This is a genomic window from Streptomyces sp. NPDC002776 (assembly GCF_053592195.1).
On record NZ_JBSFVG010000002.1, the window covers coordinates 105,046 to 121,015 of the forward strand.

Below are 15,970 nucleotides of genomic sequence, written 5' to 3' on the forward strand. Positions count from 1 at the left end.
GCGGGGGCGTTCCTTGTGCCGTTGGGTCAGTCCGTGCGCCACGGCCGCCAGTCCCCGAGGTAGGCCGCCCGGGTCGCCGAAGCGGCCTGTTCGGCGGAGAGCTGGGGGCGGTCGGCGGGCACGGTGATCTCCGCCCCGGGGCCGGTGTTGCGGTACTCGGCGAACCGCTGGTTTTGCCACGGGTAGGCGTCCGACATGTTCGCGTAGGGCGCCGCCGCGTCGATGCCGGGGCCGAGCCAGGTCTCCCGGACGGTCAGCATGGGACGGGCGGTGCGGTCGGAGCTGGGCACCCAGGGGCGGGCCAGCTTGTAGTAGGCGTCCGGGGCCTCGCTGGTGATCCGGCCCCGGGTGACCAGGTAGCCGCGCGGGTTGGCGCCCGCCGTAGAGGGCGCGAAGACGAAGCCGTACGGTGCGGAGGCCAGGTCGGTGCGGGTCAGCGTGCGGAAGTGGCAGTGCTCGAAGACGGCCGTCGCCCGGCCGAAGACGAAGTCGACGTCGCCCTCGGCGTAGCAGTGCGCGAAGTACTGCCGGGCGAAGACGGTCAGCGCGTTGGTGTCGGCGTACAGGGTGTCCTGGTGGCCGAGGAAACGGCAGTGGTGGAAGGCGGAGCGGTCGCCGGTCACCTTGATGGCGACGGCCTGGGTGCCGCTCATCCCGGGGTGGTCGGCGCGCAGCCAGTCGTTGGCGAAGGTGATGCGGCGGGCGGTGAATCCGTCGGCGCGCACGGTGGTGGTGGCCGATCCCGTGGTGCCGTAGGTGCCGGAGCCGTCGGGCTTCGGCGTGCCGGCGGCGTTGTCGTAGACGATGACGACGTCCCGGGGGTCGTCGCCCGCGCCGAGCCAGGTCATCTCGGTGCGGGTGGGGTCGACGCTCACGGTCTCCCGGTAGGTGCCGGGTGCGAGGACGAGGATCCAGCCGCTGCCGGTGGTGGCGTGCACGGCGGCCTGGACGGTGGTGAAGTCACCGCGGCCGCGCGGGTCGACGTAGAGCGTGCTCGGGGTGAGGCGGGCGGCCGGTGAGCCGTACCGGCCGAACGGGCGGCCCGGGGCGGTGGCCCGCGCGGGGGCCGCGGCGAGCCCGAGGGCGGCGCTCGCTCCGGCGCTCGCCAGGAGGAATCCCCTGCGGGAGAAGGGCGGTCGGAGGTGGGGCGAGGGCATGCGGGTGCTCCTTCACAGGCGGACGGGGGCCGGGGCCGGGCCCCGGTCCCCGCGACAGGTCAGCAGATGCGGCCGGCACCCGCGCGGTGGTCGACGATGCCCGGGACCGCCCGGGGGTGGTCGACCCGGGTCCGCAGCGTGGGCGTCCATCCCGCCCCGGACTGGAGGGTCTCGCCGGGGATCTCCGCGTTGTGGACGGCGATCAGGTCGGTGAGCTTGCCGTTGACGTAGTTGTGCGCGGCGGTGAGAGGGGCCTCGCTCCACTTCTTCAGCACCTTGCCGGTGCTCACCCCGGGCGCCAGCGAGAAGGCGTTGTGGGTGGCGTACAGCTGGGAGGAGGCGCCGATGCCGAAGACATAGCCGAACTTCTGGCCGGCGGTCACCACGAAGTGGTTGTTGTACGAGTCGACCTGCCCGAACCGGACGCGCGGCGCCCGCTCCACGATGCCTTCGAAGCGGTTGTGGTGGAGGGTGACCTTGAGCTTGCCGGAGTCGGTGGAGCCCGCGCCGTCACTGTTGCCGATCAGCATGGTCTTGTCGTGGTCCTCGAACGAGTTCCAGGACACCGTCACGTGGTTGGCGCCGCGCACCACGTCCACCAGGCCGTCGTGCTGCTGGTAGACCTTGCCGAAGTACTCCGGCAGGGAGCTGTCGGGATAGCGCCCGTCGGTGAGCGTGTTGTGGTCGATCCACACATGGGTGGAGCCGTAGACGACGACACCGTCGTACTCGGAGTTCCAGGCGCCGGTCCTGTTGTCGTCCGTCGGGTCCCACTGCGGGAAGCAGTCGAGCGGGGCCTCGATGGTGAGGTTCCGGACGATCACATTGTCGACGCCCCGGATCTGCAGGCTGCCGCCCCGGATCCCGGAGTTCCGGCCGACGCCCACGATGGTGGTGTCGGACGGCACGCTCGCCTTGATCATCCTGTCCTGGTTGGCGGCGGAGGCGGCCCGCAGGTCCTCCTGCTCGCCGCTGACCGGGGTGTCGTTGCCCCACACCGCGGGGTCGTAGTCGGCGAGGTACTCCTCAAAGTCGTACCCCTCGGCGGCGAGGGCGTCGCAGCCCTCGGAGACGGCGTCGAGCATGCCCTTGACCTTGATGATCCGGGGCGCGGTGCCGCCGTCCGCGAGGGCGGCCCTGAACTCCGCCCAGGTGGTCACGGTGTAGACGTGCGCGGCGTCGGCGGCCGACCCGCCGGTGGCCCCCGCGCCCTCGGACGCCCAGCCGTCCCCGGCGGGGAGCACCTCCCGCGCGAGGTCACGGGCCGGCCCCGCCTGAGCGGTCCCGGCACCGGTGACCCCGAGGACGAGCGAGACACAGCCGGCCAGCACGGCGGCCCTCTTCATGGCATGCCCATGCCACTTGTATGCGTTCATGATGCGGCTCTCTTCTCTGAGCGTGGAGGTACGGTCAGGCAGCGGCGTCCGGCCAGGTGATCCAGGACTGCGGGATCACCTCGTCCAGCCGCCGCAGATCCTGCGGACGCAACACCCGCGTCCGCAGCGACTCCCGCGCCACGAGCCGCGCCACCTCGATGGCCCCGGGCGGGTTGAAGTGGGTGTTGTCCTGCTCGGTGGCGGTCCAGTTGAAGTACTTCTTGGTCTCCTCGGCCCCCAGCGACTGCCACAACTCCAGCGACCGCGCCTGGATGTCGAGCAGGGGGACCCGCTCCTCCTCGGCGAGCGAGCGCATGGCGGCCGGGTAGTCGCCGTGGCTGGGCCGGGCGTTGCCCTGAGCGTCGAACCGCCGCCGCTCCACCGCGGTGGCGAGCACGGGCCGGGCACCCCGGGAACGGGCACCCTCGATGTACAGCCGCAGATAGTCCTGGTACGTCGTCCAGGGCTCGGTGTAGCGCGCCGGGTCCGTGGCCTTCTCGTCGTTGTGCGCGAACTGGATCACCAGCAGGTCCCCGGGCCGGATGGCCCCGAGAACGACATCGAGCCGGCCCTCGTCGACGAAACTCTTCGAACTGCGCCCGTTCACCGCGTGATTGGCGACAGCGAGCCCTTTGTGGAGAAAGAAGGGAAGAGCCATTCCCCACCCGGTCTCGGGCGCGGCGTCCGCGTATTTCTGGGCGGCGGTGGAATCCCCGGCGATGAAGACGGTACGCCCGCGCCGCTCACCGGCGTGAGCCGTACCGAAGCCGAGAGGCACGGCGGCGACGACAGCACCGGCGACCTGCCTACGGGAAAGTGACACACCATCTCCTTACAGGCAACGGAAGGGGACTCCTCAGGGGCGCGGGGAACTGCGCGACCGGCCACAACCGACCGGCAGCCCCCCACGCTCAACGACCCCCGGGTTGTCAGGACTTCTGCTCGTTCCACTCGGCCTGAGCCGCATTGAGCTGCTCGGCGATCGTGTCCAGGAAGTCCTTCGCGCTCATCTTCCCGAGCAGCACCTTCTGGAAGTTCGGCTCGTTGTCGGCCTTGGAAATGGTGTTCCAGTCCGGCAGGTAGTAGGGAAGCTGAACGATGGTCGTGGACCCGTCGTTCAACGAGGCGGCGGCCAGCTTCGTGGGCTCCGCCTCACTGATCCACGCGTCCTTCGCCGCCTCCGTGTTCGACGGAATCGCACCCGCCGACTCGTTCCACTTCGAGTTCGCCTCGTGCGACGCCGCGAACTCGATGAACTTCCAGGCCGCGTCCTTGTTCTTGGAGCTCTTGAACAGGCCCAGCCCGTCCACCGGGTTGGACACCTGGACCCGCTTGCCGGTGGAGCCGACCGGCTGCGGGATGCCGCGGAACTTGTCGACCCCGAGCGCCTTCACATGGTCCTGGTAGGAGCCCAGGTTGTGGTGGAGCATGCCGATGGTGCCGGAGTCCCACTGGGCGACCATCTTGGTGAAGTCGTTGTTGAGGTCGGCGGCCGGAGTGACCTTCTTGTAGAGGCCCGCGTACTTCTCCAGCGCCTCCACGTTCTTCGGGTCGTTGACGGTGGTCTTGTCGCCCTCCCAGAACGAGGTGATCCCGCTCTGTCCGTACATCACGTCCAGCGCCTGCGCGATCGACCCCGCGCCACCGCGGATGGTGTACCCGAACTCGTTCTTGCCCGAGTCCGTGAGCTTCTCGGCGGCCTCGTAGAAGGCGTCCCAGCTCGTCGGCTCCTCCAGGCCGGCCTTCTTGAACAGGTCGGTCCGGTAGTACAGAACGCCGTTGTTGGCGGAGGTGGGGATGGAGTACATGTGCTCCTCGGAGCCGCCGGCCACCTTCACCGACTCGACCATGTCCTCGTTGAGCTTGCCGTTCAGGGCGGACTCGGCGAGCCGGGTCTCCACGGGCTCCAGCGCGTCCTGCGCGGCGATCCCGGCGAGCATCGCCGCGCCGACACCGCCGACGTCGGGCAGTCCGCCGCCCTGGATGGCGGTGTCGTACTTGGACTGCACCTCGGTGGCGGCGATCGGGACGTACTCGACGTCGATGTCGGGGTTCGCCTTCTCGAAGTCGGCGATGATCTCCTTCCAGATGTCGGTGCGCACACCGCCGTTGTTGTCCCAGAAGACGATCTCGCCCTTGCCGGAGCCCTCGGAACCCTTGTCCCCGCCGCTGCCACTGCCGTCGTCGCCGCAGGCGGTGGCGGTCAGGGCGAGCACGGAGCCCAGGGCGACGGCTATGGCGGCGCGCCTGCTTCTACGGATGCTGATCTTCATTGGTCGGCTCTCTTCTTCTGGATCCTGCGGGACATGCGGTGGTGGGGGTCAGTGGGGGCGATGAGTGGGGTCATTGGGCGGGGCGGGCCCGGCCGATGTGCTCCTGCGGCCCCGAGAAGCGCTGCACCAGCGCGGGCACGGCGGCGGCCGGGTCGAGCCGGTAGTCGTAGAACTCCCGCGGCTCGAAGGCGGCGCCCCGGGTGTCATGGCGTCCGGTGGTGTTCCTCAGGATCGATCCGCGCTGCACCAGCTCGGCCGTGGCGTCGGCCTGGTAGGGGTGCTGGACGTCCTGGTAGTAGCTGTTCTCGATGACCATCCGGGTCCGGCCGCGGGACCAGTTGCCGTAGGTCCACACCGGGTCGCCCGGATCCGCCTGCGCGGTCAGGTAGTTGTTGTACAGATGCGCGTAGGCGGCGTTGTCCACGGACGGGTTGCGCTGCTTGGTGTGGGCGAACCAGTTGTGGTCGATGGTGATCTGGGTCCTGAGGTTGGTGGTCCAACCGAGGCCGAAGGTCTTGTTGTTGTTCTCGAACCGGTTGTAGGAGACGGTCACGTACTCGCTGTCCTTGCGGATGTCGAGCTGTCCGTCGCAGATGTTCGAGAAGCGGTTGTGGTCGACCCAGACGTGGTGGACGGTGTCCATCTGGATGCCGTCGAAGTCGGTGTTCTTGCAGTCCCAGTCGCCCTCGACCGCCGAGTCACGGATCGTCAGATTGCGGATGATCACGTTGTGGGTGCCGGGAGCGAGGTGCAGCTCGCCCTGGACCAGCTCGCCGCTGCGGCCGGCCCCGACGATGGTCTTGTCGGAAGCGACCTCGATGACCGCCCCGAACGGCTCGGCGGTGATCGTGCCCCGGACGCGGATGACGTACGGCTCGGCCGCCGCCGCGTACCTGGCCAGCGACGCCTGGTCGGTGACCGTGACGACCTTGCCGCCGGACCCGCCGGAGGTGCCCCCCGCCAGGGAGGCGAACCCGTGCGGGCGGTCGGCGAAGCGGTCGGCCGCCGCGCCGGGGGCGGACCCGGCGTCCGCCTCGCCGACCGCCCCCAGCCCGAGGGCGGCGACCAGTCCCAGGACGGCGGCCAGGGTGCTGCCCGCCCCGGGCAAGCGCTTGCCACGGAGGTGCGTCATTGCGGCTCCCAACAGGCGTACGGAGGAGGTGGGTTACGAGGCGGTGACCGTGAAGTGCGTGAAGGTCGCCGCCCCGGCGTGCCCCTGGCCGGTGGGCGCGAGGGCGAACAGGCCGAGCAGGGCGCCGACCCAGCGCCAGGGCGTGGCGGCGAAGACGGGACCGGACGGCGTCCAGCCGTCCCCGACGTCGTACAGGAAGCGGCAGCGGGCGCCGGAGGTGATCTCGATCCGCAGCCGGGCGCGGCCCTCGGGGGCCGGGCGGGGGTGGCCCGCGTCGCGTTCGCGTTCGGCGACGGCCTCGGCGAAGCGGTGGACGAGGTGGACGCTGCCGTCGGTGCCGCGCTGCAGGCCGATCCAGCCGAACGCGTCCCCGAGGACCGCGAGCCCGGCCCGCGCCCCCGGCTCCTCGCTGTCCAGGCGCAGGCCGACCTCGACGGTGGCCGGCCTGCCGGGCAGCCGCTGGGTGAGGACGTTCGGCAGTTTGCGCAGGTCGTGCGCGTCGGCCGAGCGGACGCAGGTGAGCCGGAGCCCGTCCGCGGAGTGCTGGGTGGACCAGCCCTCGCGGGGATTGGCCGTCCACTGCCACTGCCGGCCGTGCCGGCCGCCGGGGAAGTCGTCGTCGGTGGCGGGCGCGGCGGGCGGCTGCGGCGGCAGGTCGGGCCTGCGGTGCACGGCGACGGGGGCGCCGTCGGCGCCGAGCGCCGGCCAGCCGTCGGGGCCCCAGCGCATCGGCTGGAGGTGCACGACCCGGCCGTAGGCGCCGCGCTGCTGGAAGTGGACGAACCAGTCCTCGCCGGACCGGGTGCGCACCCAGCCGCCCTGGTGGGGGCCGTTGACGCCGGTGTCCTTCTGTTCGAGGACGATCTTCTCCTCGTACGGGCCGAAGAAGCCGCGGGAGCGGAAGGCGCCCTGCCAGCCGGTCTCCACTCCCCCGGCGGGGGCGAGGATCCAGAACCAGCCGTCGTGCCGGTAGAGCTTGGGGCCCTCCAGGGTGAACCAGCCGGGGATGCGGTCGCCGTCGACGATGACCTTGCCCTCGTCGAGGAGTTCGGTGCCGTCGGGGTGCATCCGGTGGCCGGTGAGCCGGTTCTTGACGCCGGAGCGGGACTTGGCCCAGGCGTGCACCAGATAGGCCTCGCCGGTCTCCTCGTCCCACAGCGGACAGGGGTCGATCAGGCCCTTGCCCGCCTTGAGCAGGTGCGGGCGGCTCCACGGGCCGCGGATCGCGGGGGCGTTGACCTGGTAGATGCCCTGGTCGGGGTCGCCCCAGAAGATCCAGAAGCGGCCGGCGTGATGGCGCAGGGAGGGTGCCCAGACCCCGCAGTCGTGCCGTGGGGTGCGGAACTCGGCCGCCGGTTCCAGGCGGTCCAGGGCGTGCCCGACCAGGGTCCAGTTGACCAGGTCGCGGGAGTGCAGCAGCGGCAGTCCGGGGACGCGGCCGAAGCTGGAGGCGGTCAGGTAGAAGTCGTCGCCGACACGCAGCACGTCCGGGTCGGACCAGTCCGCGTCGAGGATCGGGTTCGTGTACGTCGTCACTGGCTCACCGCCTTCTTGACGAGGGCCGCCGCCGCTTCCCGGTCCAGGCGGCCGTCGGCGACCACGGTGACGATCCGGCGCACGACGGTGTCGCCGGGGGTGACCGGCAGCCGGTCGCGGTGGGCGAGCGAGGAACCGACCCCCGGGTACTCGACGGTCCGTACGAACCACGGGTCCTGGCGGGTCCGTTCGGTGGCTCCCGCGAACACCAGCGTCCAGCAGGAGCCGACGAGGGCGACCCAGTCGGCGCGGCTGCCGTGCGCCCGCTCCTCGCCCTCGGCGTCGGGAGTGAGGACGTCGGGAGCGGAGGCCTCCTTGCGGGCCCGCCAGAAGAAGCCGCCGTAGGCCGCGCCGGGGCGTCCGTTGGTGGCCGGGCTGCCGATGGTCAGGGTGGCCGGGGTGGCGTTGGTGAGGGAGAAGGTGAAGTCCAGCGCCCAGGCGGAGTCGGTGAGTCCGGTGGCCGCGACGCTACGGCGCTCGCGCAGCAGTTCGGTGCCGGCGGCCATCCAGCGCAGCTCCTCGACGAAGCCGTCGGGGTCGCGCAGCGGGAAGCCCACGTGGCGCTGGGCGCCGTGGTTGTCCAGCTCGGTCGGCCCCTGGTCGCGGACGAAGGTGCGCCCGCCCCAGAAGTTGTGCCCCTCGACGTCGGGAACGGCGACACCGACGCCGAGGTGGTGGGTGTGGTCGGCGGGGCCCAGCTCGGTGACCGCCGTGCCGGCCAGGGTGGTGACCGGGTGCAGATACGGGCGTGGGGAGAGCCGTTCCGGCAGTTCGGGCCGGGTGACGTACCGGCCGACCGGGCGGCCCGCGACCCGCAGGACGGGGGTGTCGTGGGTCGTCATCATGTGCTCACCTCTGTGCGGAGTCCGTGCGGCAGCGCCCAGGGGGCGCCCAGCTCGGAGTAGAGGGCGAGGGTGTCGGCGGCGGCCGTGACCAGGCCGTCGATGCCGGGGACCACCCGGCGCTGTTCGTCGGGCAGCAGGTGCCAGGACCCGGCGGGCAGCGGAGCGGGGTCGGGGGCCCGCCGGACCGCCTCGACGACCTTCATGAAGGCGCCGGTCTCCTCCGGGGTGACCAGCAGGTCCTCGCCGTCGGTGAGATGCCGGACCAGGTTCTCCAGCAGGTCGGTGCGGCCGTACTCGGACTCCTCGGGGCCGTGGCCCGCGCGCTGGAGCAGCACCCGGTCCTGCTTGTACCAGAAGGTGATCCGGCCGCTGCTGCCGTGCACCACGACATACGGCTCGGCGGGGTGCTCGGCGCACAGGGTGGCGGCGACGGTGACCGAGTGACCCTGGGCGGTGGCGACGCGGACGCAGGAGGTGTCGTCGGCCTCGATGTCGTTGGCGCGCAGCAGTTCGGTCTCGACGTCGGTGACGTGCTCGGCGCGGGTCGTGCCGCCGAGCGCCAGGGCGGTGGCGACGGCGTGCGCGAGCGGGTTGGTCAGCACGCCGTCGATCACCTCGACGCCGTTCAGGCGGCGCTTGCCGGCCCAGGGCGCGCGCCGGTAGTAGGACTCGGCGCGGGCCCAGGCGCCGGCTCCGCCGATGCCGGCCGGCTCGCCGATGGTGCCCTCGGCGATCATCCGCCGGATCGCGGGCACCGCCTGCGAACCGAGCGACTGGAACCCGATCTGGCAGGCGACCCCGGCCTCGGCGACCCCCTCGGCCATGCGCCGGAACTCGGCGAAGGACGGAGCGGGCGGCTTCTCCAGCAGGAGGTGCACGCCGCGCCGGGCGGCTTCCAGGGCGAGGTCCGTGTGGGTCGGGATCGGGGTGCAGATCACCGCGACGCGGGCGCCGGTGGAGTCCAGGAGAGCACCGAAGTCGGCGGACTGCTCGGGCGTGCCGAGTCCCTCGGGGAGTTCCTGGGCGGTCAGCGGGATCAGCTCGCAGATGCCGGCCAGCCGGACGACGCCCTTGTCCTGGAGCCGGCGGATGTTCTCCAGATGCCAGCGGCCGTGGCCGCGCGCGCCCGCCAGGACGATGTCCACGGTGCTCATGGGATCCTCCCCGCGCCCGCGCCGCGTGCCACCGCTCGGTCGGCCGCCGCGGCGCTGTCGATCTTTGTGTGCAGGGCAGGTGTCCAGCCGACGTCGGCCGTGAGGTCGCGCTCGCTGCCGGAGTTGTAGGCGTTGTAGGTCGTGCGCAGGTCGACGGGGAAGCCGTTGAAGAGGGTGCCCTCGTCGTGCAGGGCGCTGCCGTTCCAGCTCTTGACCAGGTCGGCGACCTCGACATGGCCCGGGGTGGTGAAGGCGTTGTTCTGGACGTACAGGGCGGACTCGGTGCCGACGCCGATCGCGTACCGGTGGCCGTCCTCGACGACGTACCGGTTGTTGTAGACGTGCACCTGCCCGAAGCGGACGCGCGGTGCCCGCTGGACGACGGACTCGAACGCGTTGTGGTGCAGGGTGACCCGGAGCTTGCCCCGGTCGCCGGTGGCGGTGTCGCCGTTGCCGATGAGCATCGCCTTGTCGTGGCCGGCGAACCGGCTCCAGGAGACGGTGACCAGGTCGGAGCCGCCTGTGATGTCGAGCAGGCCGTCGTGGCGCAGGTAGGTGCGGCCGAAGTGGGTGGGTTCGGCGGAGTCGGGCCGGCCCTTGTCGGTGAACGTCACATGGTCGACCCAGACGTGCGTGGCGCCGCGCAGCCAGAGGTTGTCGTAGGCCGTCTTCCAGTCGCCGAGGCCGCCGGAGTTGGGCTGCCAGACGGGGAAGCAGTCGTAGGCGTCGCGCAGTTCGAGGTTGCGGACGATGACATTGGTGGCGTCCTTGATCTGGAGACTGGCGCCCTTCAGGACCGCCTTGTCGCCGAGGCCGACGATCGTGGTGTGGGAGCCGACGGCCAGTTCGACGCGCTCGGCCTGCCGGGCGGCGGAGGCCTGGCGGGCCTGCTCCTGAGGGCCGCTGGGCTTGGCGGAGCCCCAGGTGCGGGGGTCGTAGGCGGCGAGGTACCGCTTCAGGTCGTAGCCGTCGGTGGCGTAGTCGGCGCAGTCCAGGTGCTCGCCGTCGTCGTCGGTGTTGGCGTCGATCGTCCCCGCGATTTTGATGATCTTCGGGGTGTCGCTGCCGCCGTCGAGGGCACGGACGAGTCCGGCGCGGTCGGTCACCGTGAACACCTGGGCGTCGTCGGCGGCGGCGCCTCCGGTGGTGCCGGTGCCGTGGGACGCCCAGCCGTCACCGGCGGGCAGGGTGTCGCGGCCGAGGTCGCGGCCCTCGGCGTGCGCGGGGAAGCCCAGCAGGCCCAGCAGGGCGAGCGGGACGATGAACCGGTGCCGTCTCATCCCTTCACCGCCCCCGCGCTGAAGCCGGTGATCAGCCACTTCTGGATGAAGGCGAACACCAGCACCACGGGTACGGCCGCGATGATGCCGCCCGCCGCGAGCGCGCCGAGGTCGACGCTGTCGGCGCTCATCAGGGTGTTGAGGCCGACCGGGATGGTCTGCTTGTCCTGGTTGTTGAGGAACATCAGGGCGAACAGGAAGTGGTTCCAGGAGTGCACGAAGGCGAAGGAGCCGACGGCGATCAGGCCGGGCCGCAGCAGCGGCAGCACGACGACCCGGAAGGCCCGCATCCGTCCGCAGCCGTCCACCCAGGCGGCCTCCTCCAGGGAGTACGGCACGTTCTTGATGAAGTTGCTGATCAGGATCATCGACAGCGGCAGCTGGAAGACGGTCTCCGCGAGGATGACGCTGATCAGCGAGTTGATCATCTGGAGTTCGGCGAAGATCTCGAACAGCGGCACCAGCAGCAGCGCGCCCGGCACGAATTGCGAGCAGAGCAGGGCGAGCATGAACGCCCGCTTGATCTTGAAGTCGAACCGGGCGAGGGCGTAACCGCCGGCCAGGGCGACGACGGTCGTCATCACCAGGGTGGCGACGCCGACCAGGACGCTGTTCTGGAAGTAGGTGCCGAAGCTCCGCTCGTTCCAGACCTTCTCGAAGTGGTCGAAGGTGACCGGCCAGGGCACGAGCGAGGTGGATCCGGCCGGGCGGAGCGCGAAGAGCAGGATCCAGTAGAAGGGGATCAGGGTGAAGAGCAGATAGATGCCGAGCGGGAGATAGATCTGCCAGCGCGGGGCCTCGTCCCAGGCGCGGTGCTTGCTGGTGGAGCGGGGCGGCGGCGGGGTCCGGCGGGCGGCGGGCACGACCGGGATGGCTTCCTTGATGCTCACTTGCTGTCGCCTCCGAACTTGCTCAGCCGCAGATAGACCATCGAGCAGAAGAGCAGGATCACGAACGCCACCGTGGTCAGGGCCGACGCGTAGCCGAAGTTGTGGGCGTCGACGCTGGTGTTGGCGATGTAGAGCGGGAGTGTCGTGGTCTCGCCCGCGGGTCCGCCGCCGGTGAGGGTGTAGAGCAGGTCGACGTTGTTGAACTCCCACACCGCGCGCAGCAGCGTGGACAGGATGATGGCGTCCTTCAGATGGGGCAGCGTGATGTGCCAGAACTGCTTGAGCCGGCCGGCCCCGTCGACCTCGGCGGCCTCGTACAGGTCCTTCGAGACGGACTGCAGGTCGGCGAGGATGAGGATCGCGAAGAAGGGGACACCGCGCCACAGGTCGGCGATGATCGCCGCCGGGAAGACGGTGGAGGTGTCCGACAGCCAGCTGGTGCCGTAGGTGCCGATGCCCATGTCCGCGAGGTAACGGGTGATGCCCGTCTGGGAGTTGTAGAGCAGCACCCAGATCGCGGAGGTCAGCACTCCGGAGACGGCCCAGGGGGAGAAGACCATCGCGCGGCCCAGTCCCCGGCCGACGAAGGTCTGGTTGACGATGAGGGCGAGCGCGAGTCCGAACAGCAGCTGGAGTCCGACCTCGACGAAGACCCACTTGGCGCTGAAGACCAGCGTGTCCCAGAACAGCGGGTCCTCGGTGAAGGCGTGGACGAAGTTGTCGAAGCCCGCGTAGCCGTTGCGCCACGGTTTGGTGGGGTTGTAGTGCTGCAGGCTGTAGTAGAAGACGCTGATCACCGGGTAGGCGATGAAGCCCAGCATGAGCAGGGCGGCCGGGGCGATCAGCAGATAGGGGAGCCTGCGCGGGGTGGCGGAGGCACGGCGCCGCCTCGGTGGCGCGGGCGGTTTCGCCACGGCTGCGGCTTGGGCCATGACTGTTCTCCGTTCTCGGTGAAGCGCTTTCCGATCACTGTTCGGGGTCTCGACCGAAGAGGGCGGTGGTCGAAGGGGTGGTTCAGCCGGCGTAGGGGTCGCGCACCGTGCCCGGACGGGCCAGGAACTCGAAGTCGCAGCCGGTGTCTGCCTGGGTGATCTGTTCGTTGTAGAGGGCGCCGTAGCCGCGCTCGTAGCGCGCGGGCGGTGCCGTCCACCGCTCCCGGCGGCGGGCCAGCTCCTCGTCGTCCACGTGGAGTTGCAGGGTGCGCGCCTCGACGTCCAGGGTGATGGAGTCCCCGGTGCGCACCAGGGCCAGCGGGCCGCCGACGTACGACTCGGGCGCCACGTGCAGGACGCAGGCGCCGTAACTGGTGCCGCTCATCCGGGCGTCGGAGATCCGCACCATGTCCCGTACGCCCTGCTTGAGCAGGTGGTCCGGGATGGGCAGCATGCCGTACTCGGGCATGCCGGGGCCGCCCTTGGGCCCGGCGTTGCGCAGCACCAGCACGCTGTCGGCGGTGATGTCCAGCGACGGGTCGTTGATGGTCCGCTGCATGGTCCGGTAGTCGTCGAAGACGACGGCGGGGCCGGTGTGCTTGAGCAGGTGCGGCTCGGCGGTGATGTGCTTGATGACGGCGCCGTCCGGGCAGAGGTTGCCGCGCAGCACGGCGACCCCGCCCTCGCTCGCGACCGGGTTGTCACGGGTGCGGATGACGTCGTCGTCGTGGACGACGGCGCCCGCGATCTGCTCCCGGAGGGTGCCGTTGACGGTCGGCCGGTCCAGGTGCAGCAGATCGGTGATCCGCGACAGGAACCCGGGCAGGCCCCCGGCGAAGTAGAAGTCCTCCATGAGGTACGTCCGGCCGCCGGGACGGACGTTGGCGAGCACCGGCACGGTACGCGCGATGCGGTCGAAGTCGTCCAGGGTGAGCGGGACCTGGCAGCGGCCGGCCATCGCGATCAGATGGATGACCGCGTTGGTGGAGCCGCCCAGGCCGAGCACCGTGGTGACGGCGTCCTCGAAGGCCGCGCGGGTCAGGATCGCCGACGGAAGCAGCCCGCTCCAGGCGAGGTGCACGGCGCGGCGCCCGGAGGCGGCGGCCATCCGCTCGTGCGCGGAGTCGACCGCCGGGATCGAGGAGGCGCCCGGCAGCGTCATGCCGAGGGCTTCGGCCGCCGCGGTCATCGTGGACGCGGTCCCCATGGTCATGCAGTGACCCGGGGAGCGGGCCAACCCGCCCTGGAGTTCCCGCAGTTCGCAGTCGGTCAGATTGCCGGCGCGGTGCTCGTCCCAGTACTTCCACATGTCGGTGCCGGAGCCGAGGGTCTCCCCCCGCCAGTGCCCCGGCAGCATCGGCCCCGCGGGCACGAAGAGCGAGGGGACGTCGGCCGAGGCCGCGCCCATGAGCAGCGCCGGCGTCGACTTGTCGCAGCCGCCGAGCAGCACCGCCGCGTCGATCGGATACGACCGCAGCAGCTCCTCCGTCTCCATGGCGAGGAGGTTGCGGTAGAGCATCGGGGTGGGCTTCTGGTAGGTCTCCGAGAGCGTGGCGACCGGGAACTCGAGCGGGAAGCCCCCGGCCTGCCACACGCCCCGCTTGACCGCCTCGGCGCGCTCACGCAGATGGACGTGGCAGGGGTTGATGTCGGACCAGGTGTTGAGCACGGCGATCACCGGGCGGCCCCGGTACTCCTCCGCCTCGTACCCCAGCTGGCGCATCCGGGCGTTGTGCGACCAGGTCCGCAACTGGCCCTCGGTGCCGTACCACTGGTGGCTTCTGAGCTCCTCCGGCGCCTTCATATGGACCATCCGGCGGCGATGGCGGCGACCTCGGCGCGCTCGCTCTCGGGCAGCTGCCTGCTCGGCGGGCGGACGTCCCGGCGGCACAGGCCGAGGGAGGCGAGGGCCTCCTTCACCACGGTGACGTTGTTGGCGGAGCCACTGGCAGCCCGCAGTTCCTCGAAGCGGCGGATCTGCTCCCAGACCTTCATCGCGGCCGGGTAGTCACCGGACCGCAGCGCCTCGATCATGTTCAGCGACACGGCCGGGGCGACGTTCACCAGCCCGGAGGTGAAGCCGGTGGCGCCCGCCGAGAAGTAGGAGGGGGCGTACGGCTCGGCGAGCCCGGCGACCCAGACGAACCGGTCGAGCCCCGCGTCCCGGGCGAAGGCCGCGAACCTGGCGGCGTCCGGGACGGCGTACTTGACGCCGATCACGTTCGGGCAGGAGTCGGCGAGTTCGGCGAGCCGGGCGCCGGTGAGCTGGGCGTTGCGGATGTACGGGACCACGCCCAGCTCGGGCACGGCCTCGGCGATGGCCCGGTGGTAGTCGACCCAGCCGTCCTGCGAGACGTAGGGGTGGACGGGCTGGTGGACCATCACCATGGCGGCGCCCAGTTCCCGGGCGTGCCGGGCGGAGGCGATCGCGGTGGGCACGTCGTGGCCGACGCCGACGAGGATCACGGCGCGGTCGCCGGCCTCGTCGACGGTGAGCTCGGTGACGAGGCGGCGCTCCTGGGGGCTGAGGGCGTAGAACTCACCGGTGTTGCCGTTGGGGGTCAGGGTCCGGATCCCCCCGTCGAGCAGTCGACGCAGCAGGGCCCGGTGGACGTCCTGGTCGATGCTGCCGTCCTCGGCGAACGGGGTCACCGGGATCGACACCACGTCGGCCAGGGCCGCCCGCTGGGTCTCGAACGTCTCGCTGCTCATTCCTGACCTTCCTGGTTGGCGGCGCCGGGAAACGCCCGCTCGACGAAGGACGCGATGTGGGCGTGCAGGGCGCGCGCCGCGCCGTCCGCGTCGCCGCCGAGGGCGAGCCGCAGGATCTCCTCGTGCTCACCGGCCTCCCGCTCCCAGGAGGGCGAGGCGGCCCAGGCGACGGCGGAGACGAGGGCGGCCTGGTCCCGGACCTCGTCGAGCATCCGGCCGAGCAGCGGGTTGCCGCAGGGCAGGTACAGGGCGCGGTGGAACTCCCGGTTGGCCAGGGAGCGTTCGGCGGTGTCGGTGGCCTGGTCCGCCCGGGTCAGGGCGTCGCGGGCGGCGTCGAGGGAGGCGCCCCGGCGGACGGCCCGCTTCAGCGCCTCGGGCTCCAGGAGCAGCCGCACGTCGTAGACCTCGCGCGCCATGTCCGCGTCCACCATGCGCACCGTGACGCCCTTGTACTGGTTCATCACGACGAGCCCGGTCCCGGCGAGCGTCTTGAGCGCCTCGCGCACCGGGGTCTTGGAGACCCCGAACTGCGCGGCCAGCTCGGTCTCCACCAGGGCCTGGCCGGGGGTCAACTGGCCGGTGAGGATACGGCGTTTGATCTCCTCCAGCACGTACTGCGTGCGGGAGGGGATCGGCGTGGGCACAGAGGTCATGCGCGCCTCTCGGATCTCACATATCGCGTC

Annotated in this window: 14 protein-coding genes; all 14 read right to left on the reverse strand. The window is 71.0% G+C overall.

Translation table 11 applies throughout. The features are described from left to right. Positions 1 to 26: 26 nt before the first annotated feature. Positions 27 to 1,157, reverse strand: coding sequence for a pectinesterase family protein (locus ACWD11_RS04600; protein ID WP_451281262.1), 1,131 nt, complete (start codon positions 1,155 to 1,157; stop codon positions 27 to 29). A gap of 59 nt (positions 1,158 to 1,216) precedes the next feature. After that, positions 1,217 to 2,533, reverse strand: a complete 1,317-nt coding sequence (locus tag ACWD11_RS04605; RefSeq protein ID WP_451281264.1) for a pectate lyase family protein — start codon at positions 2,531 to 2,533, stop codon at positions 1,217 to 1,219. 34 nt (positions 2,534 to 2,567) lie between these two features. Further along, positions 2,568 to 3,356: a rhamnogalacturonan acetylesterase gene (locus ACWD11_RS04610; protein ID WP_389418763.1), complete on the reverse strand. Its 789-nt coding sequence runs from the start codon at positions 3,354 to 3,356 to the stop codon at positions 2,568 to 2,570. Between the two features lie 106 nt (positions 3,357 to 3,462). After that, positions 3,463 to 4,806 (reverse strand): ABC transporter substrate-binding protein, encoded by a 1,344-nt coding sequence (locus ACWD11_RS04615; protein WP_389418762.1) that lies wholly within the window; start codon positions 4,804 to 4,806, stop codon positions 3,463 to 3,465. Positions 4,807 to 4,876: 70 nt separating this feature from the next. Beyond that, positions 4,877 to 5,938: a pectate lyase family protein gene (locus tag ACWD11_RS04620; RefSeq protein WP_451281267.1), complete on the reverse strand. Its 1,062-nt coding sequence runs from the start codon at positions 5,936 to 5,938 to the stop codon at positions 4,877 to 4,879. A 33-nt stretch (positions 5,939 to 5,971) separates the two neighbouring features. Next, positions 5,972 to 7,474, reverse strand: coding sequence for a family 43 glycosylhydrolase (locus tag ACWD11_RS04625; protein ID WP_451281269.1), 1,503 nt, complete (start codon positions 7,472 to 7,474; stop codon positions 5,972 to 5,974). Next, positions 7,471 to 8,316 carry a DUF6807 domain-containing protein gene (locus ACWD11_RS04630; protein ID WP_451281857.1) on the reverse strand — a complete coding sequence of 282 codons (846 nt, stop codon included), beginning with the start codon at positions 8,314 to 8,316 and terminating at the stop codon, positions 7,471 to 7,473. Before ACWD11_RS04630 ends, ACWD11_RS04625 begins: the two co-directional genes overlap by 4 nt. Next, positions 8,316 to 9,473 carry a Gfo/Idh/MocA family protein gene (locus tag ACWD11_RS04635; RefSeq protein WP_451281271.1) on the reverse strand — a complete coding sequence of 386 codons (1,158 nt, stop codon included), beginning with the start codon at positions 9,471 to 9,473 and terminating at the stop codon, positions 8,316 to 8,318. The genes ACWD11_RS04630 and ACWD11_RS04635 overlap by 1 nt, the downstream gene beginning before the upstream one ends. Further along, complete coding sequence (locus tag ACWD11_RS04640; protein ID WP_451281273.1) at positions 9,470 to 10,753, reverse strand: pectate lyase family protein; 1,284 nt, start codon at positions 10,751 to 10,753, stop codon at positions 9,470 to 9,472. Before ACWD11_RS04640 ends, ACWD11_RS04635 begins: the two co-directional genes overlap by 4 nt. Then, positions 10,750 to 11,643 carry a carbohydrate ABC transporter permease gene (locus ACWD11_RS04645; protein ID WP_389418757.1) on the reverse strand — a complete coding sequence of 298 codons (894 nt, stop codon included), beginning with the start codon at positions 11,641 to 11,643 and terminating at the stop codon, positions 10,750 to 10,752. The genes ACWD11_RS04640 and ACWD11_RS04645 overlap by 4 nt, the downstream gene beginning before the upstream one ends. Further along, positions 11,640 to 12,575 carry a carbohydrate ABC transporter permease gene (locus ACWD11_RS04650; protein WP_389418756.1) on the reverse strand — a complete coding sequence of 312 codons (936 nt, stop codon included), beginning with the start codon at positions 12,573 to 12,575 and terminating at the stop codon, positions 11,640 to 11,642. The genes ACWD11_RS04645 and ACWD11_RS04650 overlap by 4 nt, the downstream gene beginning before the upstream one ends. 82 nt (positions 12,576 to 12,657) lie before the next feature. Further along, positions 12,658 to 14,379, reverse strand: a complete 1,722-nt coding sequence (gene araD, locus ACWD11_RS04655; protein WP_451281275.1) for an L-arabinonate dehydratase — start codon at positions 14,377 to 14,379, stop codon at positions 12,658 to 12,660. Next, a complete protein-coding gene (locus tag ACWD11_RS04660) occupies positions 14,376 to 15,287 on the reverse strand; it encodes a dihydrodipicolinate synthase family protein (protein ID WP_389418754.1) in 912 nt (303 codons plus the stop codon). Before ACWD11_RS04660 ends, araD begins: the two co-directional genes overlap by 4 nt. Continuing rightward, positions 15,284 to 15,940: a GntR family transcriptional regulator gene (locus tag ACWD11_RS04665; RefSeq protein ID WP_389418753.1), complete on the reverse strand. Its 657-nt coding sequence runs from the start codon at positions 15,938 to 15,940 to the stop codon at positions 15,284 to 15,286. The genes ACWD11_RS04660 and ACWD11_RS04665 overlap by 4 nt, the downstream gene beginning before the upstream one ends. Between the last annotated feature and the right edge of the window lie 30 nt (positions 15,941 to 15,970).